The following is a 26,643-nucleotide window of genomic DNA, read 5'->3' on the forward strand; positions in this document are numbered from 1 at the left end:
TTACGCGCAGAGCTAACCCTGATAACGGAACCAGAATGAATACGAAAGCCCGTAAGGTGATGATTATTGGCACTGGCAATGTGGGGGCGTCCGCCGCCTACGCCCTGCTGAACCAGACAATTTGCGAAGAGCTGATCCTCGTGGATTTGGACCAACAGCGCGTGGAGGGCCACGCTCAGGATCTGTCAGATGCCGCGGCGTATATGCCGGGCATGATGACCATTTCAACCCGTCCGGTTGACGCGTGTGCGGATGTCGACATTGCGGTGATCACCGTCTCCGGCGGCCCGTTAAAACCCGGCCAGACGCGTCTCGACGAACTGACCAACACCGCGCGAATCGTGCAAAAAATCGTACCGGCAATGATGGCAAATGGTTTCAACGGCATTTTCCTTGTCGCCACCAACCCCTGCGACATCATTACCTGGCAGGTGTGGAAACTGTCCGGGTTACCGCGCAACCAGGTGATTGGTACCGGCGTCTGGCTTGATACCACCCGTCTGCGCCGTGCGCTGGCACAATCGCTGGATATTGGCGCGCAGAGTATCGATGCGTTTATTCTCGGCGAACACGGCGATACTCAGTTTCCGGTGTGGTCGCATTCGTCGGTATACGGTTCGCCCATCGCCGAGGTCTACCGGCGTAAAACCGGCCAGACGCTGGATGTCGATGCACTGGCGGAAAAAGTTCGTCGCCACGGTTTTGAGATTTATGCCCGTAAAGGCTGCACCGAGTATGGTATTGCCGGCACCATTGCCGAGATCTGCCGGAATATTTTCACCGGCAGCCACCGCGCGCTGGCGATCTCCTGCATTCTTGACGGCGAGTATGGCGTGAAAGATGTGGCTATCGGGGTTCCCGCCGTGCTGGCGCAAAACGGTGTGCAGCAGATTATTGAGTTACAACTGCGGGATGACGAAGTGGCGAAATTCAACCACTCCGTCGGGGTTATCAAGGCCAATATTGCCCGCCTGCCCTGACGATGCGCGGTTAACTGGCAATGGTTAACCGCCCGGGTAAAGACTCAAGCTGCTGGCGGATATCCGCACTGAGCTGCGCATCGGTGATGATATCGGTCAGCGAATCCAGGTTTGCCACATTAAACAGCGACCACGCGCCATATTTGCTGCTGTCCGCCAGCAGGATCCGCCGCCTGGCGTTGGCGATCAGATCGTGCTTAAGCGCGGCTTTCTCTTCCGTTGGCGCGGTGATCCCGCGCTCCAGCCCCCAGCCGTTACAGCTGACAAACGCCAGATCCGGCCAGATGTTTTGCAGCAGCTTGCGCCCGTGCTCACCAATGCAGGACTGGCTGGAATCATCAATACGCCCACCGATAATCGTCACTTCAATCTGTTTAAATTCCGACAGAAACAGCGCAATGTGCAAATCGCTGGTGATCACCCGCAGCGGCAGATGCGTGAGCTGGCGAGCCAGCTCAATCATCGTGGTGCCCGCATCCAGCACAATCGCATCCCCGGCTTTCACCAGTGCAGCGGCGGCGCAGGCAATGGCGTGTTTTTCCGCCAGGTTGCGCTGCATTTTTTCGCTGGTAGTCGGTTGCGAGGGGATAAACCGGTTCAGCGTAACGCCGCCGTGGGTGCGACTGATCACCCCTTCCTGATCGAGCTTGATCAGATCGCGGCGAATGGTGGCAGGCGAGGCATCCGTTGCCGCGACCAGTTGATCCACCGTCACCAGATTATGCCCTTTCAGGTAATCCATAATCTGCTCTAACCGGTTATATCCCTTCATATTATTCCCGTGTAATTTGCATTGCTAACTGGATGGATACCGCCATGCTCTCGGCTTTCGCCACACCACGCCAGGCGATATCAAATGCGGTGCCGTGATCCGCTGAGGTACGGATAAACGGTAGCCCGGCGGTGATATTAACGCCATCGTAAAAGCCCAGCAATTTTAACGGAATATGCCCCTGATCGTGGTACATCGCCACCACCATGTCATACATCCCTTCGTGACACTGCATAAACACCGTATCCGGCGGGCACGGCCCGGTCACATTCACCCCTTCGGCTTTCATTGCCTGCACCGCCGGGCCGACAATGGTGATCTCTTCATCACCAAACAACCCGTTTTCACCGGCATGCGGGTTGACCCCTGCTACCGCAATCCGCGGATTGTCATAGCCGACGCGTTTCAGGAACGTATCGGCAATACGCACCACCGTTTTCACGCGATCCTGATTCAGGGTGTCGAGGAATTTACGCAGGGCGATATGCGTCGTGATATGAATCACTTTCAGTTTATCGGTGTAGAGCACCATCGCGTAATCTTTGCTGTCGGTCAGTTGTGCCAGCAGTTCAGTGTGGCCCGGATAGTGATGCCCGGCCATAAACAGCGCTTCTTTGTTCAGCGGCGCGGTGGCAATGGCTTTCACGTCCCCGCTCATCGCCAGTTCGGTGGCGCGTTTAATGCAGCGATAAGCCAGATCCCCGGCCTGCGCCTGCACCACACCAGGTTGCAGGGCATCGACATCCGCCAGCGGTTCGTCAATGACGTTGATAACGCCCGGCGCAAAACGCGCATCGGCAACGCGTTCAATAATGCGCAGTTCTGCACGCGGGGTAATATTCAGCCCAAGAATGCGCTGAAACGTCCGCGCACACCCGACCACCACCACCGGCGAACCGGCTAACTCTCCTTCGACCAGCGATTTGATAATGATTTCCGGGCCAATACCCGCCGGGTCGCCCATCGTTACAGCAATGATATTAGTCACTCGATTTCTCCTCGATAAAATGCAGAACCTTAAGCAAGGTAGTTTCGTCACCAAAGCCACCTGCTTTGGTCATCACCGGTCGTTGCCAAAGACAACCTGAAAAGTATCCCCACGGTACGCAGCCCGCTGCCCGTCCGCGGATGCTAAAACCTTTCGCCCCAAGCGCATGGGCCGCCGCAACCGCCACATCGCCGCCGGAAAGATAGAGCGCGTCCGGTTGCGCTTCGCGAAGGACATCCCGCGTCAACTCCCCTAAAAACGCGCAAATACACTCCCCCAGTTCACTGCGGCTTACCCCCTGCTGTTCACACAGCGCGGCAATCTGGTGACGCGCCTGTGTATCCGGGCAGGTATGCACCAGACAGTGACGGCCGCTGACCAGGATGCGGACGATGTGTTGTCGGTACTCCGCTGCCGCCGGGGTGAACAACGTGTTGATATCAATAAACACCTGCTCCACACGGGGATGCTTTGCCGCCCACGCCAGCTGTTGTTGAGCGATTTCGCTCATTGACCCCACCACCGCCAGTACCGTACGCGGAACACAAGGGTTCAGCCGACGCGCCAGCGCATCGCACAACCCTGCGGACCCCACCAGCAGTGGGCGCGATTCCGCCGACTCGGCCTGGGCGACAATCTCATCCAGCTCGGCATCGCTTTGCGCATCCACCACCAGCAACAGGGGCGCACTCACCGATGCGTTCGCCAGCGCCGCAGCCACATCAGCGGCGTGCAGGTAGCGGATTTCCGCGCGGCTGTGCGCCGCCAGCAACATACCGATGTCGGCGCTGGTGACTGGCGTTTTCGGATCGCTGGCGAACTCGGTGTCCGTCAGCAATCGCTCATGAACAAAGCACTGCCCGTTGCGGGTGATACGCCCCGCCGCCGGAAAAGCCGGCGCGATAATCGCAGCGGAGGCCTTGCAGGCCTGCAACATGGCGGCGACTTCGGCTCCTACATTGCCGCGCAGCGTGGAGTCGATCTTCTTAACCAGCCACTGCGGCGCGCCGTGCGCGACAATCTTTTGCGTCAGCACGGTAACCCGCTGCGCGGCATCGCTGGCAGTGAGTGCCCGGCTGTCGCTGTTATAAATGCGGGCTTGCGCAGTGCTGACGTAGTTCGCGCTCAGCGCCACATCCACCGTCATTCCTCTCTGCGCCAGGCTGACACCCGCGTCATTCGCGCCGGTAAAGTCATCGGCGAGGATGGCTATCTGTTTATCCGAGGTTGGCTCGTTCATCCCTTCTCCGGGTCATTATGCACTGAATATGATTATATTCAATCATGATTGATTATATGTGAGCAAGATCAACTTATTCAGTTTGCGAATAAATTATAAATTTAGGCCATGTAGTGACGGTGATTGACAAGTGATGATTGAACTCAATCACCATAACAGAGACAGGAGAAGGTTGTGGTAACGATTAATAGCACCCTGATAAGCGGCGCAGGCGCGATCCCGGCGATAGCCCCACTGCTTACAGGTAAAGAGAAAATCTTACTGGTCAGCGACGGCAATGTAATTAAGCTTGCGCCGACGCAGCAGATCCGCGCCCTGCTGACGGCCAACGGTGCAGATCTGCAACTGATTGATAATGTGCCGCCAGAGCCGAGCCAGCATGACGTCGCCAACATTCTGCAAGGACTGGGCGAGAAGACATTTGACCTGGTGGTCGGTATCGGCGGCGGCAGCGTGCTGGATGTCGCCAAGCTGCTGTCCGTTCTCTGCCACCCGGCCTCCCCCGGTTTGCCTGCGCTGCTGAACGGCGACAAACCCACGGCACGCGTGACGTCGCTGTTGATCCCCGCCACCGCCGGAACCGGTTCGGAAGCCACGCCTAACGCGATTCTGGCCATCCCGGAGCAGGACACCAAAATCGGCATTATCTCCTCGGTGATGTTACCGGATTACGTGGCGTTACTGCCGGAGCTGACCACCAGCATGCCTGCGCATATCGCCTCGTCGACCGGCATCGATGCGCTGTGCCATCTGATTGAGTGCTTCACCGCCACCATTGCCAACCCGGTCAGCGACAACGTTGCGCTGATGGGCCTGCGCAAACTGCTGCGCAATATCGAAACCGCCGTCAATGAACCGCACAACCTGACCGCCCGGCTGGAGATGCTGTGGGCCTCGTATTACGGCGGTGCGGCCATCGCCCACGCCGGTACACACCTGGTGCACGCGCTCTCTTACCCGCTCGGCGGCAAATACCATCTGCCGCATGGCGTGGCGAACGCCATTTTGCTGGCGCCGTGCATGAACGTGGTGCGTCCGTACGCCGTGGAGAAATTTGCCCAGGTCTGGGATCTGGTTCCCGACGCCGACACCACGCTGAGCAACGAACAGAAATCGCTGGCGCTGGTGGCGTGGTTCGCCGCGCTGGTTAAGCGGCTGAATCTGCCGGACAACCTCGAAGCGCTCGGCGTACCCCGTGAAGATATCCCGGCGCTGAGCGACGCCGCGCTGAATGTTAAGCGCCTGATGAACAATGCCCCCTGCACCGTAGATCACGCACAGGTGCAGGCCATCTATCAGACGTTGTTTTAACCGTTTTTAACCGTCTGTCGGCCCGGTTAGCGCTGCGCCACCGGGACTAAACAGCGAATCAGGGACAAGTTATGAACAAGCACATTAAAGGCGTGTTGACCGCCATTGTTACACCTTTCGACGCCGACGGGGCTGTTAACCCGAACGCGCTCAAACAACAAATTAACCGCCAGATTGAGGCCGGTAACGGCATTTTTTGCGGCGGCACCAACGGGGAATTTTTCGTGCTGAACGAGCAGGAAAAGGTCGCCGTTACCGCCACCTGCGTAGAGGAAGTGGCCGGACGCTCGCCGGTAGTGGCGCATATCGGCGAAATCTCTACCCGTGAAACCATTCGTCTGGGCAGGCAAATCGAGAAACTGGGCGTGGATGCGGTATCGGTGATCACCCCCTATTTCGTGCCGCTGAAACAAGATGAGCTGATTAACCACTACACCGCCGTCGCCGACGCGTTAAACGTGCCGGTGTTCCTCTACAACATCCCGGCACGTACCGGCAATACGCTCGAACCACAGACCGTTCGTACGCTGGCGGACCATCCGAACATTATCGGTATCAAGGACAGCGCCGGTAGCTATGAGAGCCTGAGCGGTTTCCTGAATGCGGTGAAAGATGTCGAGGGTTTCGATGTACTGAACGGCCCGGACTCGTTAATCCATCAGGGTTTTGTTGACGGTTGCTCCGCCTGTATTTCCGGGCTGGCGAACGTTGCACCGCAGGCCATTAACGCCATCTGGTCACGTTTCCAGGCGGGCGACATTGCAGGTTCACGCAGTGCGCAAGAGAGCGTCACCGGGTTACGTACCGATCTGTACAAAGTGGCCTTCTCGCCGGCCGCCGTAAAAAAAGCATTGCAAATCATGGGTTATGAGGTTGGTGACAGTCGTTACGCTGTCACGTTTAACCCACAGCAACTTCAACAGATCCGCCAGATAGTGACGCAGTACCTTCACTAACGGCGGTGTCATTCGTCATAAGAAAACCGGGCGCATACCGCGCCCCGGATTCACACGCCCTGAAGAGAGGCAAAGATGAACACCTTTACATCTCAAGATACCCTGATCATTGTTGGCATTGTGGTGGCTTATATTCTGTTCACCACCTGGTTAACCTTCCGCTTACGCAGTAAAAACAGCGGCGATTTTATGGAAGGCTCGCGTGCGATGCCCGCCTTTATCGTCGGTATTCTGCTGATGTCTGAGTACATTGGCGCTAAATCGACCGTCGGCACCGCGCAGGCGGCGTTCGAAGACGGATTTGCCGCCTCCTGGTCGGTGATTGGCGCGGCGATTGGCTTCCCGCTGTTCGGTCTGTTGCTGGTTAAACGCATCTATAACACCGGCAAAATCACCATCTCCGGGGCGATTGCCGAAAAATATGGCAACAGCACCAAAAACATCATCTCGATTATCATGATTTACGCCCTGCTGCTGGTGAACGTCGGCAACTACGTGAGCGGTGCAGCGGCCATCTCAACGGTACTGAAAGTGAACCTGCCGATCGCCGCGTTTATTACCGCGATCGTCAGTACCTTCTACTTCGCCTTTGGCGGTATGAAAGGTGTGGCATGGGTGACGTTGCTGCACAGCGCGCTGAAATATTTCGGCATTCTGGCGATCATGGGTTTTGCTCTGTCGAAGACCGGCGGTTTTACCCCGATGATCGAAAACATGCCGAAATACTACTGGACCTGGGACGGTAATTTTGGCCCCAGCACCATTTTTGCCTGGCTGATTGGCACCATCGGTTCCATCTTCTGCACCCAGTTTGTGATCCAGGCGATTTGCTCTACCAAAGATGTTCAGAGCGCCAAGCGTTCCACCTGGGTGGCCTTCTTCTTCTGCCTGCCGATTGCACTGGCGATTGCGGTCATTGGCGTCGCGGCAAAATACCTGCACCCGGAAATCAACAGCCTGTATGCCATGCCGATTTTCCTGCAGGATATGAACCCGTGGGTGGCAGGACTGGTGACAACGTCACTTGTTGCGTCTATTTTTGTGAGCGTCAGTACCGTGGCGCTGGCGATTGCGTCGCTGGTGGTGAAAGATTTCTACGTACCTTATCGCAACCCGACCCCGGAGCAGGAATTTAAAGCCACCCGCTGGTTGTCACTGCTGATTGGCTTCCTGCCGCTGATTTTTGTGCTGTTTGTTCCGGAAGTACTGAAACTCTCCTTCTTTACCCGCGCTATCCGCCTCTCTATCTCGGTGGTGGCGGTGATTGCCTTCTATGCGCCGTTCTTTAAGAGCACCCGTGGCGCGAACGCCGGTTTGATTGGTGCCTGTGTGGTGACCTCGGTCTGGTATCTGCTGGGCGATCCGTTTGGAATTAACAATATGTATGTTGCGCTGGTGACACCGGCGGTGATCATGGTGCTTGACCGCCTGATCCCTAACAAAGCGACGCCCAAAACCGTGAGCAACGCGCATACCCCTGTTCGAAACAATGGAGTTTGATATGTCTGTGACTGTAAATCGCGACGGGATGTTACGCCCACAACCGCAGGACGCCCGCGTCACCACGGCGATGCTGCCGTCGTCCTGCCCGCAAAACCACGCGGCGAACATTCTGCCACTGCCCAACGGCGACTTATTGTGCGTCTGGTTTGGCGGCACACAGGAAGGAATTGCGGATATCTCCGTATGGAGTTCACGGCTGGCAGCCGGTGCGCCGCAGTGGAGCGACGCGGTAAAACTGTCGGACGATCCGTCACGCTCCGAGCAAAACCCGGTCTTGTTCCTCGCTCCGGATAACGTGCTGTGGCTGCTGTGGACGGCGCAAATTTCCGGTAACCAGGATACGGCTATCGTGCGCTACCGCCAGTCTGCGGATTTTGGTGCGAGCTGGGGCGAAATAGGCACGCTGTTGGATCAACCTGGCACCTTTATCCGCCAGCCCATCACCGTGCTGGATAACGGCAACTGGTTGCTGCCGGTGTTTTATTGCCGCACGCAACCGGGCGAGAAATGGGTGGGCAACGACGACATCAGCGCCGTCAAAATCTCCACCGATCAGGGTAAAAGCTGGCGTGATGTTGTCGTACCGGAAAGCCTCGGCTGCGTGCATATGAACATCACCGCACTGGCGAGTGGAACGTTGGTGGCGCTGTTCCGTAGCCGCTGGGCGGACAATATCTACTACAGCCAGTCTACCGATGGCGGTGAAAGCTGGTCAGTACCGGAACCCACGGTATTACCGAACAATAACTCGTCCATTCAGGTCACCACGCTGGACGACGGCATGCTGGCGCTGGTGTTTAACGCGATGAGCGCGGCGGGCGCAACAGAACGGCGCGCATCGCTGTACGATGAGATTGATGATGGCGACGGACGCAAAGAACCCACGGCAACCGGTGGACGCAGCGCCTTTTGGGGTGCGCCACGCGCGCCAATGACGGTGGCGATTTCACCCGATGGCGGGAAAAGCTGGCCGTGGCAGCGCAATCTTGACGAGGGCGACGGCTACTGCATGACCAACAATTCGCAGGAAAAACTCAACCGTGAGTTCTCCTACCCGAGCATTAAGCAAGGTGCCGATGGCAATCTGCATATCGCCTATACCTACTTCCGCCAGGCGATTAAATATGTGCGCGTCTCCCCGGCGTGGGTAAAGGAGTAGCCCATGATCCTCGGAAACCTTAACGCCCTGCCGCTGGCAGGGCTTCCCGCCGGGCTTCGGGCGATCCTCGATTTACCCCAGTGTTCACTGGCGGCGCTGCAGGCGCACGATGACGGACGCCTGCAACCGGAGCACGCAGCCTGGTTTTGTAATATCGGCCCGGCGAATACCCAACCGCAGGCTGAGCGCCACACGGAATACCACCACCAGTGGGCGGACATTCAGGTGGTACTGGCTGGTGAGGAAATCATTTACGCAGGCACGCAGTATGCGGCGAAGAGCACGGATGAAGAGCGGAAACCGGATCTGTTTATCGCCACCGGCGTCCAATTACCGGTGCGTGTGACGCTGCGCGCCGGTGATTTTGCCGTGTTCCTGCCAGGCGAGCCGCATCAGGCATTGTGTGCGGTTGACCAACCGATGACCGTGCGCAAAGCGGTGTTCAAAGTGCCACGCGCGCTACTGGAGGAATAAGATGCCGATTGCTGTCGTCACCGGTGCCAGTTCCGGTATTGGCGAAGCCATTGTCAGCTGGCTGCTTGACCACGGCTGGCAGGTGATCGGGCTTTCGCGTTCGCCGGTTCAGCGGAATACCACGGCCTTTCGCAGTTTGCAGGTCGATTTAAGCGATGACGCCGCCTTGCGCCAGGCGCTCAACGGGCTTGAAACGCCGCAGGCGGTGATCCATGCCGCTGGCATGATGGCCGCCGCCCCGCTTGGTGAACTGGATGCCGCCGCCAGTCAGCGTTTGTGGCGGCTGCATGTGCAGGCCGCAGAAACGCTGGCCAACCATTTTGCGCCTCAGATGCCGCCAGGCGGGCGGATTGTGGTGATTGGCAGCCGTACTTCGCGCGGTGCAGCCGGGCGTTCACAGTATGTGGCGACCAAAGCGGCGCTGGTGGGCATGGTGCGGAGCTGGGCAGCAGAACTGGCTCCGCGCGGCATTACCGCCAATGTGGTCGCGCCCGGCGCAACGCAAACGCCGATGCTGAGCGCGCCAGGACGGGAAAGCTCGCCGCCCAACGTACCGCCCATTGGGCGTCTGATCACACCGCAGGAAGTGGCGGCGCTGGTGGGGTTTGTGTTGTCGGCAGACGCCGCCGCCATCACCGGTCAGGAGCTGGTGATCTGCGGCGGCGCCTCGTTGAAGTGAGCGTGTGTCGGGTGTGTCTGTTGCAAAGGCGTCATCGCCATCCAACGACATGCCCGGCATCAACCGCCAGTGATATCACGTAAAAACACTTTCCCCATCAGGTATAACGTCGCCTGGCCGCCAATCAGCACACGATCGCCCCGCCACTCGCAGCGCAGATCCCCGCCCCGGGCGGAAACCTGTCGCGCCTGCATCACCTGTTTGCCCTGTTTTTCACCCCAGTACGGGATCAGCATGCTATGGGCCGAACCCGTGACCGGATCTTCCGGTACCGATTCGCCAGGGCAGAAGAAGCGGCTGACAAAATCCACCGACTCGCCCGGCGCGGTCACGCAGACCATTTTCCCCAGTGGGATCATGCCTGCAATATCCGGTTGCAGGGCTTCGACCTGCGCCTGATTTTCCAGCACTACCAGATAGTCGCGCCCAACGCGCACCTCTTTCGCCGCTGCGATGCCGAGCGTGGTAAACAACAGCGCAGGCGGATTCGCCACCGCGTCGGTGGACCATGCCGGGAAGTCGAGCGTTAACCAGTCGCCATTACGCGTCACTTTCAGCTCACCCACAAAACGGGTGCTGAAGCGGATCGCGGTATCGGGGTAATCCAGATATTCAAAAATCACATGTGCGGCCGCGAGCGTGGCATGCCCGCAAAGGTTAATTTCATATTGCGTGGTAAACCAGCGCAGCTCAAAGCCGCTGTCGTTACGCACAAAAAACGCGGTTTCGGACTGATTATGCTGCTGCGCCATCTTCAGCAGAACCTCATCCGGTAGCCACTCGGTCAGTGGACAAACGGCGGCGGCATTACCGCCAAAGGTGCGATCGCTGAAAGCGTCTACCATATAGAAGTCGATTGTTTGCATAGCATTTCCTCTTTTTTGTTCTCTGTTTTTGAACGCTATTGGATAGCGATGCAATGGGTATTTTTCATGTCGCCACAAAATGAGATCTACATCACAAAACGGTTGTATTTTCGCCAGTAAAAGCCTTAAGATCGCCTCCTCTCCCTTTTTCCATCACCTGGCTAAACATTCTTATGACAACGAATACGGTTTCACGAAAAGTTGCGTGGCTACGGGTTGTAACGCTTGCCGTTGCCGCTTTTATTTTTAACACCACCGAATTCGTCCCCGTTGGGCTGCTGTCAGACATTGCGCAAAGCTTCGACATGGAGACCGCACAGGTGGGGATCATGTTGACCATTTATGCATGGGTGGTAGCGCTGATGTCGCTGCCGTTTATGCTGCTGACCAGCCAGATTGAACGCCGTAAGCTGTTGATTGGCTTATTTGTGCTGTTTATTGCCAGCCATGTGCTCTCCTTTCTGGCGTGGAATTTCGAGGTGCTGGTGCTGAGCCGCATCGGCATTGCGTTTGCGCATGCCATTTTCTGGTCGATCACCGCGTCGCTGGCCATTCGCCTCGCCCCGGCGGGCAAACGCGCGCAGGCGCTGAGCCTGATCGCCACCGGTACTGCGCTGGCCATGGTGCTGGGTCTGCCGATTGGTCGCGTGGTCGGGCAATATTTCGGCTGGCGCACCACCTTTTTTGCCATCGGCATGGGGGCGTTAATCACGCTGGTGTGCCTGGTCAAACTGTTGCCAAAACTGCCGAGCGAACACTCCGGTTCGCTGAAAAGCCTGCCGCTGCTGTTCCGTCGCCCGGCGCTGATGTGCATTTACCTGCTGACCGTGGTGGTGGTCACCGCCCATTATACGGCGTACAGCTATATCGAACCGTTTGTGCAGAACGTTGCGGGCTTTAGCGCCAACTTCGCCACGGTGCTGTTGCTGCTGCTTGGCGGCGCGGGGATTATTGGCAGCGTGCTGTTTGGCAAGCTCGGCAATCAGCACGCCTCCGGGCTGGTCAGCAGCGCCATTGCGATTCTGGTCGCTTCGCTGGTGCTGATGCTACCGGCATCCGGCAGCGAAACGCATCTGGCGGTACTGAGCATTTTCTGGGGTATCGCCATCATGATTATCGGCCTGGGGATGCAGGTCAAAGTGCTGGCGCTGGCTCCGGATGCAACCGACGTGGCGATGTCGCTCTTTTCCGGCATTTTCAATATCGGCATCGGCGCAGGCGCGCTGGTGGGTAATCAGATAAGCCTGCACTGGTCGATGGATGCCATCGGCTACGCCGGGGCGATCCCGGCAATTGCCGCGCTGGTGTGGTCAGTGGTGATTTTCCGTCGCTGGCCGGTGAAACTGGAAGAACAGACCAGCCCCAGCCACCTGTAAGTCATTACAACGGCGGTGAAATAACCGAATCCATCACCGTGGTTTGCCAGTCAAACCACGGATTCCAGGTCAGCCGGGCGTGAATTTTGTCCGGCTCGACCAGCCCCCAGTCTGAATACCACACTTCGTCTCCCGCCAGGCAACGTCTTGCTGCCGCTTCCGGCTGCCCGTTCGCGCACAGTACCACGCTGCCTTTGCGGCCATAGAGCGGGTTTTGCGGCGAGAAGAGTACCGACATATGGGAAAACTGGCTGATGCGATCTTGCGGCAGCACGTCGGTTTTCACCAGAATTCGCGGCGCATTCGCCACTTCGGCCTGCGGCGCACCGTACCAAATGACCCGGCTCGCGGGGTGGGTAAAACTGCGGTCAAAATGATCGAGGATCCACCGGGTATTCAGCACCGAATCGTGTTCAGTCAGCACCAGTAACGCGGGTTTGTCCCACGCTTTTTGCGCCAGCCACGCCTGCGCGCGCGCCGATGTCCGCCAGAACTGCGCAAAGCCATTCGTCGGAACCCGTAAATAGCGCGTGGCGATCTGCTGGGGAAAAATGGCACTCGGCGGGCGTAGCCAGTCGCGAAACAGCGCGACCGTCGGCGCGAGAAAATCATACCCGGTGCTGGACTTGAAGGCCGGAGAGAATAAGAGCAGCCCCTGCACGCGATCGTGATGCGCCATAGCATAATCCAGAGCCAGATTGCCGCCGGTAGAAAACCCACCAACCCACAGCGAATCCACCTCTTTCGCGAGAATATCCGCTTGCTCCTGCACCACTTCACGCCACTGATCGGCGCTGACATTCAGCAGATCGGCGGGGCGTGTACCGTGCCCTGGCAGCAGTACCGTGCGCACCAGAAAACCTTGTTTCGCCAGTTGCGGTGCAATGTCCACAAACGAGCCTGGCCCATCTCCCAGCCCGTGGATCAGCAAAATGCCTTTGCGCGCTGGTGACGCAGGTCGCCACTCTTGCGGCGTGTTTAACTGCAATTCGGCATCTTTATCCAGCGTCTGAAAAGCGCGGTGTGCAGCAACAAACGCACGGGTCTGCTGCTGATAGCTGGCAAAGCTTTTTTGCCCGAGCGGCGCGTCAACTGCCGTACGTTGCTGGCAGCCCACCAGCAACAGAGTGAGCGCCATAATGGCAAACCCGATACGCGTTGCCATTATGCCCCAGCATGAAAGGTGGTGATGATTTCCAGCACCCCGTTAATGATAAATTGCACGCCCATACAGACCAGCAAAAACCCCATCAGCCGGGAGATAGCTTCAATACCGCCCTTACCCACCAGCCGCATGATCGCGCCGGAACTGCGCAGGCTGACCCACAGGATAACCGCCACAATGGCAAAAATAAGCGGCGGCGCAACGGCGATAATCCACGCCGGGAACTCCGTGCCGTGACGGATCGTCGAGGCGGAGCTGATGATCATCGCAATGGTGCCCGGCCCGGCAGTACTGGGCATCGCCAGCGGCACAAACGCGATATTGGCGCCGGGTTCATCTTCCAGCTCTTCAGATTTGGTTTTGGCTTCCGGCGACTCGTGCGGCTTTTGCTGCGGAAACAGCATGCGAAAACCAATAAAGGCGACAATCAACCCACCAGCGATGCGTAAGCCCGGGATCGAAATGCCGAAGGTGTTCATCACCAACTGCCCGGCGTAATAGGCCACCATCATAATAATGAAGACATAGACGGATGCCATCAGCGCCTGCTGGTTGCGCTGGGCGCTGTTCATATTCCCCGCCAGCCCTAAAAACAGCGCGACGGTGGTCAGCGGGTTCGCCAGCGGCAACAACACCACCAGCCCGAGGCCAATCACTTTCACTAATTCCAGCATAAGCGCATCACTCCTTGAGGGGTCAAAACGTTCGCAGTATAGCCTTAACGCGGCGGCGATAGCAGGGCCTGCGGGTGGTCACAGCACTAAAAAATAAAGCTATTCAATTGTTTACTCAGGAAATTTTTAACATTTCTCCGTGTTTTAGCAAATAGTGGCATCGGTCAACTCATTCGGTTGACTTATATTTGCCTGAGCAATAATATCTGCCGTGACTAATCTACTTGCCGGGGCAACCATTGTGAAAAGCACGAATGATCTATTTAACGACATCATTCCTCTTGGCCGCTTGATCCACATGGTTAACCAAAAAAAAGATCGTTTACTGAACGACTATCTGTCGCCGCTGGATGTTACCGCCACCCAATTTAAGGTGCTCTGTTCTATCCGCTGCCAGGTATGCATTACCCCGGTGGAACTGAAAAAAGTGCTTTCTGTCGATCTCGGCGCCCTGACCCGCATGCTGGACAGACTGGTGTGTAAAGGCTGGATCGAACGTAACCCAAACCCGAATGACAAGCGTGGCGTACTGGTGCAGTTAACGGCCGACGGCGCAGCGCTGTGTGAGCAATGTCATCAACGGGTCGGGCAAAACCTGCATCAGGAATTAACAAAAAACTTAACGGCAGAAGAAGTGGCGACACTTGAGCATTTGCTTAAGAAAATATTGCCGTAAAACAAAGAGGTATGACGATGTCCAGACGCAATACTGACGCTATTACCATTCATAGCATTTTGGACTGGATCGAGGATAACCTGGAATCACCGCTGTCACTGGAAAAAGTGTCAGAACGTTCCGGTTACTCCAAGTGGCACCTGCAACGGATGTTTAAGAAAGAGACTGGTCATTCGCTGGGTCAATACATTCGCAGCCGCAAGCTGACGGAAATTGCGCAAAAGCTCAAGGAGAGCAACGAACCGATCCTGTATCTGGCGGAGCGTTATGGGTTTGAATCGCAACAAACCCTGACCCGCACGTTTAAGAACTATTTCGACGTGCCGCCGCATAAATTCCGTGTCACGGATATGCCCGGAGAATCCCGGTATCTCCTGCCACTCAACCACTGTAGTTGCTAATCGCCTGTTTTAAAGACGTATCGAGGAAAGTATGAAACGTATCGCCTGTGCCGCCGTCACCCTGCTGGTGTTGGTTTCCGGCCAGAGTTATGCGGAGCAATTTAATCATCCCGCGCAGCAGAACGCCCGCGACGCGATGATGTTACCCGCCGCCCAACAAACATCGCCGTATGATTTTAACCATATGGGCGCGGGGAGCGACAAATCCGACGAATTAGGCGTGCCGTATTACAATCAGCGCGGCTAATCGTTTTGCCCCGCATTATGCGGGGCTTTTTTCTGTCTTATCCTGCCTGCACCGCACGACGCAAACGAAAACCAAACACATTGATGTACAGCCCCGCCATCACCAGTAACGCCCCGAGCAGTTGCAGCACCGACAGCGTTTCGCCCAGCAGCAACGCCGCGCTCGCCATACCCACTACCGGCACCAGCAAAGACAACGGCGCCACACGCCAGGTTTCATAGCGCCCCAACAGTGATCCCCAGATACCGTAACCGACAATGGTGGCGACAAACGCCAGATAGACCAGCGACAACAGCGTTGTCACATCAATACTCACCAGGCTTTGCAGGATCGCCGCCGGACCGTCGACGATGAGCGATGCCAGCATAAACGGCACTATCGGGATCAATGCGCTCCACACCACCAGCGACATCACCGCAGGCCGGGATGTGTGCTGCATGATTTTTTTATTGAAGATATTGCCGCAGGCCCAGCTAAACGCCCCGGCCAGGGTGAGGATAAAGCCGATCATCGGCACATGTTGCCCGGTAAGGCTCGACTCAATCAGCACCAGCACGCCGAGAATAGCCAGCGTTATTCCGACCAGCTGTTTCGCCTGTAAGCGTTCGCCAAACACACCCGCGCCAAGGATGATGGTAAAAAATGCCTGCGCCTGTAACACCAACGACGCAAGCCCCGCAGGCATGCCAAACTTGATGGCGCAAAACAGAAAAGCAAATTGCCCAAAGCTGATGGTCAGTCCATACCCCAACAGTAAAGAGAGTGGGATTTTGGGACGCGCCACGAACAACAGCGCCGGGAACGCCACCAGTACAAAGCGCAAACCTGCCAGCAGTAATGGCGGCATACTGTGCAGACCGACTTTGATGACCACAAAATTGAGTCCCCACGCTACCACCACCAGCATCGCCAGCAGGACATCTTTACGCGCCATTCTTCGCCCCTGTGTTGTTTAAAATTTTGTAAAAAATTTACGTTAACGCAAAAAAATGTACAGCGACAGATCATTAAATCAGGTAGGTCAGTTAAGGCATTTCGCGACAACTATGCGGGTGTACATCGCACTTTATGCATGTTATTGCTGTATACATCACAAAAAAATATAACAACACGCATGTCGGGTAAGTAAATGATCTCAACGCAAACACGCTCTACCGCCGCTTTGCTGGCTTCATCGTTGTTACTCACCATCGGGCGCGGCGCGACGCTGCCCTTTATGACCATTTATCTCAATCGCCAGTATGGCATGGCAGTCGATCAGGTCGGTTACGCCATGACCCTCGCGCTGACCATTGGCGTCGTCTTTAGCCTCGGTTTCGGTATGCTGGCGGATAAGTTCGATAAAAAGCGCTATATGCTGCTGGCAATTACCGCGTTTATCGTCGGTTTTGCCGCCATCCCGCGGGTCGATCATGCAGGCCTGGTGGTGCTGTTTTTTGCCCTGATTAACTGCGCATACTCGGTGTTTTCTACCGTACTGAAAGCCTATTTTGCCGATACACTCACCCCGACGGCGAAGGCGAAGATCTTTTCGCTGAACTACACCGTACTGAATATTGGCTGGACTGTCGGTCCCCCGCTCGGCACCCTGTTGGTGATGCAGAGCATTAATCTGCCGTTCTGGCTGGCGGCGGTGTGCGCCGCGTTCCCGCTGGTGTTTATTCAGTTCTCTGTCAGGCGTGTAGCACCAGGCGCAGGCACAGACGGCCCGGCAGTCTGGCAACCTTCGGTATTACTGAAAGACAAAGCGCTTGGCTGGTTCACGCTGTCGAACTTCCTCGCCTCATTTGTTGCCGGTTCTTTCGCTTCCTGCCTCTCCCAGTATGTTATGGCGGTGGCAAGCAGTGATTTCGCCGAGCGTGTGGTCGCCGTGGTGCTGCCGGTTAACGCCGCTGTGGTGGTCACGCTCCAGTATGCCGTGGGGCGTAAACTCAACGCCGCCAACCTGCGCCCGCTGATGGCGACCGGCACGGTATGTTTCATGATCGGTCTGCTCGGCTTTATGTTTTCCGGCAATAACCTGTGGCTGTGGGGGCTTTCCGCCGCCGTCTTTACCCTTGGCGAAGTGATCTACGCGCCGGGTGAATACCTGCTGATCGACAACATTGCCCCCGCAGGGATGAAAGCCACCTACTTCTCGGCTCAGTCGCTGGGCTGGCTCGGTGCGGCAATGAACCCCTTAATCACCGGTATTATTCTGACCACACAGCCAGCCTGGTCGCTGTTTATTATCTTAATGGTCACGATTGTGCTGGCCTGGCTGATGATGATCCGTGGGATGCAAATCCGCCCGTGGGGCGTGGTGCAAACGCAATAAAAAAACCGGCGCATAACGCGCCGGAGTCAAAGGCTTACCACACCTGATCGGCAATCTGCGTCACCAGGCGAACCTTGTCCCATTGTTGCGCTGGCGTCAGGGTGTTGCCCTCTTCCGTTGAGGCAAAACCGCACTGCGGACTGAGGCAGATCTGGTTGATGTCGACAAATTTTGCCGCTTCCTGAATACGCGCTTTGATGCCCTCCGGGTTTTCCAGTTCGCCATTTTTGGTGGTGATCAGGCCCAGCACCACTTGCTGTTTGCCGGGGCGGACAAAACGCAGCGGCGCAAAGTCGCCGGAGCGGTCATTGTCATATTCGAGAAAGAAGGCATCAACATTGACGCTGCCAAACAGCACTTCCGCTACCGGCTCATAGCCACCTTCCGAAATCCAGGTGGAGCGGAAGTTACCGCGACAGACATGCAGCCCGATGGTCAAATCCTCCGGCTTGCCTTCCAGCGCTTTGTTAATCACACGGGCGTAAATACGCGCCAGCGCATCCGGATCGTCGCCACGCTCGCGGATTTGACGGCGCTGATCGTCAGAGCACAGGTAGGCCCAGACGGTGTCATCCAGTTGCAAATAGCGGCAACCCGCAGCGTAAAACGCGTGGATCGCGTCGCGCCAGGTGGTCGCCAGGTCGTCAAAATAGGCATCCAGATGCGGGTAGACTGTCGCGTCGATGTCTTTCCGCCCGCCGCGGAAATGCAGCACGCTCGGGCTGGGAATGGTCATTTTCGGCTGTGCATTACCGCTGATGCTTTTCAGGTAGCGAAAATCCGCCAGCATCGGGTGATCGCCGAAGCGCAGCTTGTCGGTCACGCGTACGCCGTGCGCTTTGGTTTGCACGCCATTAAATTGAATGCCTTTGTCAGCATCGTAGCGCTCCACCCCTTCCAGACCGTCGAAGAAGTCAAAATGCCACCACGCACGGCGAAACTCACCGTCAGTGACCACATGCAGACCGCAGGCGCACTGTTGCTCAACAACATGGCGAATCGCGTCATCTTCCACGCTGCGCAGTTGCTGCGCGGTGATTTCGCCCTGGGCGAACTGCTGACGCGCCTGCTTGATGGCGTCCGGACGCAAAAAACTGCCGACTACGTCCGCGCGGAATGGGGCCTGATGTCGTTGCATACTGCTTCTCCTCGTGCGCCAGGGCAGATGGTTACCCGGCGTGATAATTCATTATTTGAATCTTTAGCCTTCTGGATGGCTAAATGTCCAAATAAAATGTCACACCGGGCCACTGACAGCAAACGAGAAAAATTCACGGGACATGAAGAAATTTCATCTTCAGTCAATGAAGATGAAAATAGCGCCCTTAGCCCGCGTCAGCGCCTTCCCCCCGGGCAAAGGTGAAGCCTTCATCTTCCCAGCCGGTGAGCCCACCAAGCATGATTTTCACCGCCAGCCCCATCCGCGCCAGTTTCAGCGCTGCGCGATCGGCACCGTTACAGTGCGGCCCGGCGCAATAGACAACAAACAACGTGTCTGCTGGCCACTGCGCCATACGCTCCGGCGTCATCTGGCTGTGCGGTAAATGCAGCGCGCCGGGAAGATGGCGACGGGCAAACGTTTCAGGGCTGCCCACCACATGCAACAACACAAAATCCTGCTCCTGCTGGCTGATGGCGTGGTGCACATCCGCGCAGTCGGTTTCCACGCTCAGGCGGTGCATAAAGTGGCTGGCGGCTTCTTCCGGCGAAGCGGCGGGAATATCGGTCACATAGCTCATAGTGCTTTCTCCGTGTTTGTGTTAACACTACTCTAACCAAAACAACACAACCTCACTGCCCGTCTCTATGCCAGATAACACCAGGATAATGACAACTTTACGACGTACTGAATCGCGCCATCGCGTTATTGCCCTCGCCTACGATGGCCTGTGCACGTTTGAGTTTGGCGTGGCGGTGGAGATTTTCGGTCTGCCGCGCCCGGAGATGGGCGAAAACTGGTACAGCTTTGCGGTGGCGGCCATAGAAGAAGGCGAACTGCGCGCGACGGGCGGTATTCGCGTCCTGACGGAAGGTGGGCTGGAGCTGCTCGCCACCGCTGACACGATTGTGGTTCCCGGCTGGCGCGGCGCGCAAATGCCGGTACCTGAGACGTTGTGTGCCGCCCTGCGGGCAGCCAGCCAACGGGGTTGCCGCATCATTTCGATCTGTTCCGGCGTCTTTGTGCTGGCGGCAGCCGGCCTGTTGAACGGGCGTAAAGCGACCACCCACTGGCGCTACACGCCGCTGCTGCGCGAGCGCTATCCGGCCATTGATGTGCTGGAAGATGCGCTCTATTACGATGAGGGAAACGTGATGACATCTGCGGGTAGCGCGGCGGGCATCGACCTGTGCCTGCATGTGGTGCGGCAAGACTTTGGCATCGAGATAGCCAACCGCGTCGCGCAGCGCCTTGTTGTGCAACCGCATCGCGATGGTTCGCAAACGCAGCACCTCACCCGCCCGGTAGCCCGAACCCGGGAGAGCAAGCAACTGGGGCACTTGTTCGATTTTCTCCACCAGCAGCTGGCACAGACGCATACGGTCGCCTCACTGGCGCAGCGCACCGGCATGAGCCCGCGTACCTTTTTGCGCCGTTTTCAGGAATCTACCGGAACCACACCGCAGCGCTGGATTTTGCAGGAACGGCTACTGCGTGCGCAGGCGTTGCTGGTCACGTCGCGAATGAGTATTGAGCTTATCGCCGGACATAGCGGATTCGGCAATGCCGCATCATTACGTCACCATTTTCACCAACAGCACGGTATTTCCCCGGCGATGTACCGGAAGAAATTTACGCTTCCCGCGAAATAATTCACACTATTCAGCTTTTATTTAGGTTCATCAGGTTAATATATCTCCATCGCGGCAAATTAAGGTAAGAGAGGTCAGCTCGTACAACCGATGGAGGTTTAATATGATGGGAAATATGCACGTATTTATTGCAGCACTGGGAATTATATTGTTTTCTGGTTTTCTGGCTGCTTATTTTAGCCATAAATGGGATGACTGATGAACAGCGATAATCCCCCACCGCGACGGCCCTTTACGCAAAACGTAAAGGGCCGTTTCTTTTTCTGGCAAATGAACAAAAAAAACCGCCAGAAAACCGGCGGTCAATGCTTGCATGGATAGATTTATGTTTTGCTTTATACGCTAACTCAAACGTCTGGTTAACGGATCACTCTCAATCTAACATCGCAATCCTCAACGGTATCTAAACGGAAAAGGCCGCATTGTGCCTCTCTCTTCCGGCTTGCTCAGGCTATGGGAGAAATATTCGCGTCAGCGAAACGTTTTGCTGTTGAAATCGTTGAAGATATATCTTTCAGAATGAACTTATTGTGTTACCGTCAGCTTTCCATTCAACAGGCCGGAGGGGTTATCCCCAATATTAAATTTCAATGCCCGGTTTGCAGCAGTCATAAATTTTTATTCACGACATTCTGCCCGGGCCAGCATCGACCTCATGGTGCTATTTGCTCGGTTTGTGGAACGAGACTGACGGCAAAATCCTGTATTCCCGTTCTACGAAGGAGAAGGTGGCCAAAGCAGGTAATAGAGTAAGGGCCTCTTGTTGAGGCCCTTTTATTGACATATTCCGTTACGCGTTTTTGGCTTTGCCTAAAGAAAAACCGCTCACCTTCGCAATATGCACGCGTAATATGGTTCCTTTAACGCTGGTCCACCCTGCATTTCCGGTCATCCATGACGGATCTTTAATATGTAAATAATTAAGCGGAATAACGTGATCGTCGTCAACGCGATAATCTTCTGCCAGATCGTCAAAGAATCGGGCGATAGAATTTGTTACCGATTCATCGCCGGGAACAGAGCGAATCGCTTTAGCGGTAAATAAGGCATATTCCTGCCCGGAAACCAGTTCTCCGGCGACAACCTGACCGTCGACGACCAGTGTGACCACCATTCCCGCGCCTAAATTCGCACAGGATACCAGGTGAGATAAGGCGCTGTCCTGCGTACTGATCGTGGGCGTTACCGCCGCGGGCACTTCACGTTGATTTTCCATTTAGATCTCCGCATCGGGTAGTGAAAACCGCCCGCAGGCGGTTGTTATCAGTAGAATTGACGGATGGCCTGCTCAGTTTCCTGCGAAGTGACCAGGTCAGAGAATCGGGCGACGAGGAATGTTTCGCCATCCAGATCCCAGGATTCAATCGGAATTTCGAGAAACGAGCTCTGCTCATTTTTGAACGTGACCGATTTTGCATTATCTTCCACGGTTACGTTTTCAACCTTACCACCGGCGCGAATTACCACTACATTTTTGGTCATGTCGGTTACCTCAGTTGCTCAAATAGCATTCGACATTAACACAGACATTGTTGCAATGCCTGTGTGATGCCACGGAATGTTAAGCTCCAAAATCTGGTCTTTTAATTTGGCTTAATGAGGCGGGTAATGCCACGGGTCGAAATGTGAGGCAGCACACATTTTAACAATTGAGTGCGCTGCCAACCGCGCTTAACGCAGCAAGGAGAGCATGGTTTGCGGCACCTGGTTGGCCTGCGCCAGCACCGAGCTGCCCGCCTGCTGGAGTATTTGTGCGCGCGACATGTTCGAGACCTCCGTACCATAGTCCGAATCTTGTATCCGGCTGCGAGCCGAGGAGAGATTATTCGCGGCATTGGTTAAGTTGCTGATCACCGATTCAAAACGGTTCTGATAAGCCCCCAGTGCGCTACGCTGCGTATCCACGGCTTTAATCGCGTCATCTATAGCCGCCAGCGGGCTGCCGCTCGTCATGCCGCCGGAGGTCACAAGACCGTGGAGGACATCAAAGCCTTGCGACATCGTGCTGCGCGCGCTGCCGTTGATAAAATCGCCTGACACGTCGCGAATCGCACCCGAATTCGCGTAGAGGTTGTAGCTGTCGCTGCTGCTCATGCTGATGGCAATCTCTTCACCATCTTCCGTGCCCACATGAAAGCCGTAACTGAATGTACCGGAACTGGTGTTCAGCACTTTAATGCCGTTTAAATCCGTTTGCGTGGTCACGCGGTTAATCTCTTCCATGCGTTCGTTTACTTCCGCCTGGATAGAGTCAATGTCCGAGGCGGAGTTCGAGCTGTTTTGCGCCTGGACGGTCAAATCCCGGATGCGTTGCAGGTTGTTGTTGATTTCGCTCAGTGCGCCTTCCGCCGTTTGAGCCAGCGAAATGGCGTCGTTGGCATTGCGTGCAGCAACGCCCATGCCGTTGATATTGGAGGTGAAACGGTTGGCAATGGCCTGACCTGCGGCATCATCTTTCGCGCTGTTGATGCGTAACCCGGAAGATAAGCGTTCAATCGACGATCCCAGCGCCGTCTGTGACTTGCTGAGATTGTTTTGGTTAATCAATGAGAGTGTATTGGTGTTAATGACTGCCATAAGCGGATCCCGCGCTGAATTTTTATCATGTTTTTGTCAATGTGAACCGGCGTTCCGGTTATGTATCGACAAATTATTTCAGAGCTTTAAGGATTTTCTTATGAAGCGTTGCAGTGGCAGCCAGAGACCCGACCACAAAACAGATCTCTGGCTGTACAGATTACGGTGATGCCGGGTGCCTCCCGGTGAGTCTGCTCCAGCCCGCAAACTCGCCTTATCCCAAAAAGGTACGACTGGCAGCCCCTCCGCGCAGGGGGATTCATCACCACGCCTAACGGTATGTCCCTTGCGTATGTAAGGTCAATGACCGGGCGGGTTATGTAACTTTTTAAAGTGTTATGCGACCGGAATACTGCCTGAAGTGAAAGCCCATAAAGCGACGTGGAATAAAAAAATGGCAGTGGCCGTCTGACGTCCAGTACACGCACGCACGCACGCAAGGAAAAGCCGGGCTCAACGCCCGGCCCCAGCATTATTCACTCAATCCCCGGTTTTTCAGCATCGGTTCAATCTTCGGATCGTGCCCGCGCCAGTTACGATAAAGTTCAGCTAAATCAGTGCTGTTCCCACGCGATAAAATCGCATCGCGGAATTTTTGCCCGTTCTCACGGGTTAATCCGCCCTGCTCAACAAACCATTGATACCCATCGTCTGCCAGCATTTGCGTCCACAGATAGGCGTAGTACCCCGCCGCGTAGCCGCCGCCGAAAATATGGGCAAAATAGCTGCTGCGATAGCGCGGTGGCACTGCCGCCAGATCAAGCTGCTCGCGTTGGATCGCCTGCTGTTCGAAGCTCTCCACATCGTTCACTGCCGTACCGTTCGCCAGGCTATGCCAGTTCATATCCAGCAGCGCAGCACTCAGAAGCTCGGTCATGTCGTAGCCTTTGTTAAACTGCGTGGCGCGCAGCATCTTCTCGCGCAGGGCGTCCGGCATTGGTTCTCCGCTCTTGTAGTGGCGCGCATAGCGACTGAACACCTGCGGCTGGCTGGCCCAGTGCTCGTTAATCTGCGACGGGAACTCCACAAAATCACGCGGCGTATTGGTACCGGAAAGGCTGGCGTAGCGCTGATGGGCAAACAGACCGTGCAGCGTGTGACCAAATTCGTGGAACAGGGTGATGACATCATCCCACGAGAGCAGCGCTGTCTGCCCGGCGGCAGGTTTTTGATAATTGCAGACATTGTAAATCACTGGCTTCGTGCCCAGCAGGGTCGACTGTTCAACAAAGTTCCCCATCCAGGCGCCGCCGCTTTTTGAATCGCGCGCGAAAAAATCGCCGTAGAACAGCGCCAGTCCCTGCCCGTCGGCGTCGAAGATCTCCCACACGCGCACATCCGGGTGGTAAACCGGAATATCAAAACGCTCAACCAGACGGACGCCAAACAGTTCACTGGCGGCCCAAAACACGCCCTCGGTTAGCACGGTATTGAGCGCAAAATAGGGGGCGATTTGTGACTCATCTAAATCGTATTTCGCCAGCCGGACCTGTTCGGCATAAAACGCCCAGTCCCAGGCTTGTGCGCGAAATTCCCCTTGCTGCGCATCAATCACCTGCTGAATGTCCGCCAGTTCGCGCTCGGCACGCGCCCGGGCTGCAGGGGCAATATTGCGCATAAACGTTAGCGCGGCCTGCGGCGTCTCCGCCATCTGATCCGCGATTTTCCAGCTGGCAAAATCGGCGAACCCGAGCAATGCCGCCTGCTGCGCGCGCAATTGCACCAGCCGTAGCACTAACGCGCGGGTATCGTTGGCATCACCGTGTTGTGTGCGCAGCCAGCCTGCCATAAACAGATTTTCACGGGTTTGCCGATCGCGCAGCACCGCCAGGGCGGGTTGTTGCGTGGTGTTCAGCAGCGCCAGCAACCAGCGGTTTTCCAGACCTTTTGCCGACGCGGCTTCAGCCGCCGCCGCGATCGCCTCTTCGCTCAGCCCTTCGAGCTGGCGCACGTCATCCACCACCAGCCCGCCCGCTTTATCCGCCGCCAGCAAGCGTTGATTAAACTGACTGATGAGCGTGGCGGCTTCGGTATTCAGCGCTTTGAGCGTCGCTTTCTCGTCCGCACTCAGGGTGGCCCCCGCCAGTACAAACCGTTGGTACGTTGTCTCAACCAGCCGCAGCGACTCCGCATCCAGCGCCAGGGTATCACGCTGCTGCCAGACGGTTTCCACCCGCGCAAACAACGCGTCATCAAGATAGATATCGTTCGCCAGCTCCGCCAGTTCGGCAGAAAATGCCTCATCCAGTTGTTGCAAAAACGCATTGGTGTGCGCCGAGGTCATGGCGAAAAAGACGCTGGTCACCTGGTTTAACAATTGCCCGCTGCGCTCCAGCGCCAGCACGGTGTTATCAAAATCCGCCGCAGCCGGGTTACCCGCAATGGCGGTGATCTCGCCACGCTTTTGTTGCAGGCCTTGATCAAAAGCCGGACGGTAATGTTCCTGCTGGATCATGTCGAACTGCGGTGCCTGGTAAGGCAACGGACTGGCGGCAAAGAAAGGATTAGTGGCCGACATATTTCGCTCCTGAATTCGGTAAGTCTCCTCAGAGTAGGCATCCCCCGCGCGCATCGCAATCATTTCTCTTCCTTGCACACAAGCAACGGTTTTTTGCCACACTGTAGGGTGGGACAACTTGCGTTACCGCTCAATAGCGGCGCATGCTATGGTACAACACCACAAAAAGCGTTGAGGAACAGTGAGATGATTATTCTGGTTACCGGGGCAACGGCAGGTTTTGGCGAAGCCATCGCGCGCCGTTTCATTCAAAATGGCCATAAAGTGATTGCGACAGGCCGCCGCCAGGAACGTTTGCAGGAGTTGAAAGACGAACTGGGCGATAACCTCTATACAGCGCAACTGGATGTGCGCAATCGCGCCGCTATCGAGGCGTTTATCACCGCGTTGCCAGCGCAATGGCGTGAGATTGATGTGCTGGTCAACAACGCCGGTCTTGCGCTGGGTCTGGAGCCTGCGCACAAAGCCAGTGTCGATGACTGGGAAACGATGATCGACACCAATAACAAAGGTCTGGTCTATATGACCCGCGCCGTCCTGCCGGGCATGGTGGAACGCAATCGTGGCCATGTGATCAACATTGGCTCCACAGCGGGTAGCTGGCCTTACGCGGGTGGCAACGTTTACGGCGCCAGCAAAGCCTTTGTTCGCCAGTTCAGTCTGAACCTGCGCACCGATCTGAGCGGCACCGCAGTGCGCGTCACCAACCTTGAGCCGGGGCTGGTCGGCGGCACGGAGTTCTCGAACGTGCGTTTTAAAGGCGATGATGATAAGGCTGGCAAAACCTACGAAAAAACCACTGCCTTGACGCCGGAAGATGTGACCGAAGCGGTATGGTGGGTGGCGACGCTGCCGAAACACGTCAATATCAATACGCTGGAAATGATGCCGGTCAGCCAGACGTACGCGGGGCTTAGCGTTCACCGTCAGGGATAATCCCCTCGCCCGGCCTG

28 protein-coding genes are annotated in these 26,643 nt (G+C 56.2%); 15 read left to right on the forward strand and 13 right to left on the reverse strand.

All coding sequences use genetic code 11. The features are described from left to right. The first annotated feature begins 35 nt into the window (after window positions 1-35). Window positions 36-980 carry an L-lactate dehydrogenase gene (locus N7922_RS13200; protein WP_263096703.1) on the forward strand — a complete coding sequence of 315 codons (945 nt, stop codon included), beginning with the start codon at window positions 36-38 and terminating at the stop codon, window positions 978-980. 10 nt (window positions 981-990) lie between these two features. Here the strand turns inward: N7922_RS13200 and N7922_RS13205 are convergent, their stop codons facing one another. The 3 genes from N7922_RS13205 to dtnK are packed head-to-tail and all read right to left on the reverse strand — an operon-like array spanning window position 991 to window position 3,980. Next, the gene (locus tag N7922_RS13205) at window positions 991-1,752 is read right to left on the reverse strand and encodes a DeoR/GlpR family DNA-binding transcription regulator (RefSeq protein WP_263096705.1); all 762 of its coding nucleotides are present in this window, start codon (window positions 1,750-1,752) and stop codon (window positions 991-993) included. A gap of 1 nt (window position 1,753) precedes the next feature. Next, the gene (locus N7922_RS13210) at window positions 1,754-2,740 is read right to left on the reverse strand and encodes a D-threonate 4-phosphate dehydrogenase (protein ID WP_263096706.1); all 987 of its coding nucleotides are present in this window, start codon (window positions 2,738-2,740) and stop codon (window positions 1,754-1,756) included. Then, window positions 2,733-3,980, reverse strand: coding sequence for a D-threonate kinase (dtnK, locus tag N7922_RS13215; protein ID WP_263096708.1), 1,248 nt, complete (start codon window positions 3,978-3,980; stop codon window positions 2,733-2,735). Before dtnK ends, N7922_RS13210 begins: the two co-directional genes overlap by 8 nt. Window positions 3,981-4,154: 174 nt before the next feature. Between dtnK and N7922_RS13220 the strand changes: the two genes are divergently transcribed. From N7922_RS13220 to N7922_RS13245, 6 genes are all read left to right on the forward strand, one after another. Continuing rightward, window positions 4,155-5,291, forward strand: a complete 1,137-nt coding sequence (locus N7922_RS13220; protein WP_263096709.1) for an iron-containing alcohol dehydrogenase — start codon at window positions 4,155-4,157, stop codon at window positions 5,289-5,291. A 71-nt stretch (window positions 5,292-5,362) separates the two neighbouring features. Then, complete coding sequence (locus N7922_RS13225) at window positions 5,363-6,247, forward strand: dihydrodipicolinate synthase family protein (RefSeq protein ID WP_263096710.1); 885 nt, start codon at window positions 5,363-5,365, stop codon at window positions 6,245-6,247. A gap of 75 nt (window positions 6,248-6,322) precedes the next feature. Beyond that, entirely contained in the window at window positions 6,323-7,747 is a 1,425-nt protein-coding gene (locus N7922_RS13230) for a sodium:solute symporter family protein (protein ID WP_263096711.1), read from the forward strand. Window position 7,748: 1 nt separating this feature from the next. Next, window positions 7,749-8,909 (forward strand): sialidase family protein, encoded by a 1,161-nt coding sequence (locus N7922_RS13235; RefSeq protein WP_263096712.1) that lies wholly within the window; start codon window positions 7,749-7,751, stop codon window positions 8,907-8,909. 3 nt (window positions 8,910-8,912) lie between these two features. After that, window positions 8,913-9,383: a YhcH/YjgK/YiaL family protein gene (locus tag N7922_RS13240; protein WP_263096713.1), complete on the forward strand. Its 471-nt coding sequence runs from the start codon at window positions 8,913-8,915 to the stop codon at window positions 9,381-9,383. A gap of 1 nt (window position 9,384) precedes the next feature. Further along, window positions 9,385-10,062 carry an SDR family NAD(P)-dependent oxidoreductase gene (locus N7922_RS13245; RefSeq protein WP_263096714.1) on the forward strand — a complete coding sequence of 226 codons (678 nt, stop codon included), beginning with the start codon at window positions 9,385-9,387 and terminating at the stop codon, window positions 10,060-10,062. Window positions 10,063-10,121: 59 nt separating this feature from the next. On the opposite strand, the gene N7922_RS13250 is transcribed toward N7922_RS13245, so the two are convergent. After that, window positions 10,122-10,928 carry a PhzF family phenazine biosynthesis protein gene (locus N7922_RS13250; RefSeq protein ID WP_263096715.1) on the reverse strand — a complete coding sequence of 269 codons (807 nt, stop codon included), beginning with the start codon at window positions 10,926-10,928 and terminating at the stop codon, window positions 10,122-10,124. Between the two features lie 173 nt (window positions 10,929-11,101). Here N7922_RS13250 and N7922_RS13255 point away from each other — a divergent pair, with 173 nt between their 5' ends. Then, complete coding sequence (locus N7922_RS13255) at window positions 11,102-12,304, forward strand: sugar transporter (protein ID WP_263096716.1); 1,203 nt, start codon at window positions 11,102-11,104, stop codon at window positions 12,302-12,304. 4 nt (window positions 12,305-12,308) lie between these two features. Here the strand turns inward: N7922_RS13255 and N7922_RS13260 are convergent, their stop codons facing one another. Both N7922_RS13260 and N7922_RS13265 read right to left on the reverse strand, forming a co-directional pair. Continuing rightward, window positions 12,309-13,469, reverse strand: a complete 1,161-nt coding sequence (locus tag N7922_RS13260) for an alpha/beta hydrolase (protein ID WP_263096717.1) — start codon at window positions 13,467-13,469, stop codon at window positions 12,309-12,311. Then, on the reverse strand, window positions 13,469-14,143 hold the full coding sequence (locus N7922_RS13265; protein ID WP_263096718.1) for a MarC family NAAT transporter: 675 nt from the start codon (window positions 14,141-14,143) through the stop codon (window positions 13,469-13,471). Before N7922_RS13265 ends, N7922_RS13260 begins: the two co-directional genes overlap by 1 nt. Window positions 14,144-14,384: 241 nt before the next feature. Between N7922_RS13265 and marR the strand changes: the two genes are divergently transcribed. From marR to marB, 3 genes are read left to right on the forward strand one after another with little or no spacing between them, the layout of a single operon-like run. After that, window positions 14,385-14,819 carry a multiple antibiotic resistance transcriptional regulator MarR gene (gene marR / locus N7922_RS13270; RefSeq protein ID WP_263096719.1) on the forward strand — a complete coding sequence of 145 codons (435 nt, stop codon included), beginning with the start codon at window positions 14,385-14,387 and terminating at the stop codon, window positions 14,817-14,819. A 17-nt stretch (window positions 14,820-14,836) separates the two neighbouring features. Further along, window positions 14,837-15,220, forward strand: coding sequence for an MDR efflux pump AcrAB transcriptional activator MarA (marA, locus tag N7922_RS13275; protein WP_139109669.1), 384 nt, complete (start codon window positions 14,837-14,839; stop codon window positions 15,218-15,220). Window positions 15,221-15,251: 31 nt separating this feature from the next. Further along, on the forward strand, window positions 15,252-15,467 hold the full coding sequence (marB, locus tag N7922_RS13280; protein ID WP_263096720.1) for a multiple antibiotic resistance protein MarB: 216 nt from the start codon (window positions 15,252-15,254) through the stop codon (window positions 15,465-15,467). Between the two features lie 37 nt (window positions 15,468-15,504). Here marB and eamA read toward each other — a convergent pair whose 3' ends face one another. Next, entirely contained in the window at window positions 15,505-16,401 is an 897-nt protein-coding gene (eamA, locus tag N7922_RS13285) for an O-acetylserine/cysteine exporter (RefSeq protein WP_263096721.1), read from the reverse strand. 195 nt (window positions 16,402-16,596) lie between these two features. Between eamA and ydeE the strand changes: the two genes are divergently transcribed. Continuing rightward, window positions 16,597-17,784: an efflux MFS transporter YdeE gene (ydeE, locus tag N7922_RS13290; protein ID WP_263096722.1), complete on the forward strand. Its 1,188-nt coding sequence runs from the start codon at window positions 16,597-16,599 to the stop codon at window positions 17,782-17,784. Window positions 17,785-17,818: 34 nt separating this feature from the next. Here ydeE and N7922_RS13295 read toward each other — a convergent pair whose 3' ends face one another. Further along, window positions 17,819-18,922 (reverse strand): cobalamin-independent methionine synthase II family protein, encoded by a 1,104-nt coding sequence (locus N7922_RS13295; protein ID WP_263096724.1) that lies wholly within the window; start codon window positions 18,920-18,922, stop codon window positions 17,819-17,821. A 187-nt stretch (window positions 18,923-19,109) separates the two neighbouring features. Then, entirely contained in the window at window positions 19,110-19,523 is a 414-nt protein-coding gene (locus N7922_RS13300) for a rhodanese-like domain-containing protein (protein ID WP_263096725.1), read from the reverse strand. 67 nt (window positions 19,524-19,590) lie between these two features. Here N7922_RS13300 and ftrA point away from each other — a divergent pair, with 67 nt between their 5' ends. Both ftrA and mgtS read left to right on the forward strand, forming a co-directional pair. Next, a complete protein-coding gene (gene ftrA / locus N7922_RS13305) occupies window positions 19,591-20,595 on the forward strand; it encodes a transcriptional regulator FtrA (RefSeq protein WP_411554137.1) in 1,005 nt (334 codons plus the stop codon). A gap of 103 nt (window positions 20,596-20,698) precedes the next feature. After that, a complete protein-coding gene (gene mgtS / locus N7922_RS13310) occupies window positions 20,699-20,794 on the forward strand; it encodes a protein MgtS (protein ID WP_263096730.1) in 96 nt (31 codons plus the stop codon). 591 nt (window positions 20,795-21,385) lie between these two features. On the opposite strand, the gene N7922_RS13315 is transcribed toward mgtS, so the two are convergent. The 4 genes from N7922_RS13315 to dcp form a co-directional block, all read right to left on the reverse strand. After that, window positions 21,386-21,811 carry a hypothetical protein gene (locus N7922_RS13315; protein ID WP_263096731.1) on the reverse strand — a complete coding sequence of 142 codons (426 nt, stop codon included), beginning with the start codon at window positions 21,809-21,811 and terminating at the stop codon, window positions 21,386-21,388. A 47-nt stretch (window positions 21,812-21,858) separates the two neighbouring features. Further along, complete coding sequence (locus N7922_RS13320; RefSeq protein ID WP_263096732.1) at window positions 21,859-22,077, reverse strand: hypothetical protein; 219 nt, start codon at window positions 22,075-22,077, stop codon at window positions 21,859-21,861. A gap of 189 nt (window positions 22,078-22,266) precedes the next feature. After that, a complete protein-coding gene (locus N7922_RS13325) occupies window positions 22,267-23,172 on the reverse strand; it encodes a flagellin (protein WP_263096733.1) in 906 nt (301 codons plus the stop codon). 472 nt (window positions 23,173-23,644) lie between these two features. After that, complete coding sequence (gene dcp, locus N7922_RS13330; protein ID WP_263096734.1) at window positions 23,645-25,690, reverse strand: peptidyl-dipeptidase Dcp; 2,046 nt, start codon at window positions 25,688-25,690, stop codon at window positions 23,645-23,647. Between the two features lie 186 nt (window positions 25,691-25,876). Here dcp and ydfG point away from each other — a divergent pair, with 186 nt between their 5' ends. Further along, a complete protein-coding gene (gene ydfG / locus N7922_RS13335; RefSeq protein ID WP_263096736.1) occupies window positions 25,877-26,626 on the forward strand; it encodes a bifunctional NADP-dependent 3-hydroxy acid dehydrogenase/3-hydroxypropionate dehydrogenase YdfG in 750 nt (249 codons plus the stop codon). The last annotated feature ends 17 nt before the right edge of the window (window positions 26,627-26,643 follow it).

It is taken from the genome of Kosakonia sp. ML.JS2a, from assembly GCF_025642095.1.
Taxonomy (GTDB): Bacteria; Pseudomonadota; Gammaproteobacteria; order Enterobacterales; family Enterobacteriaceae.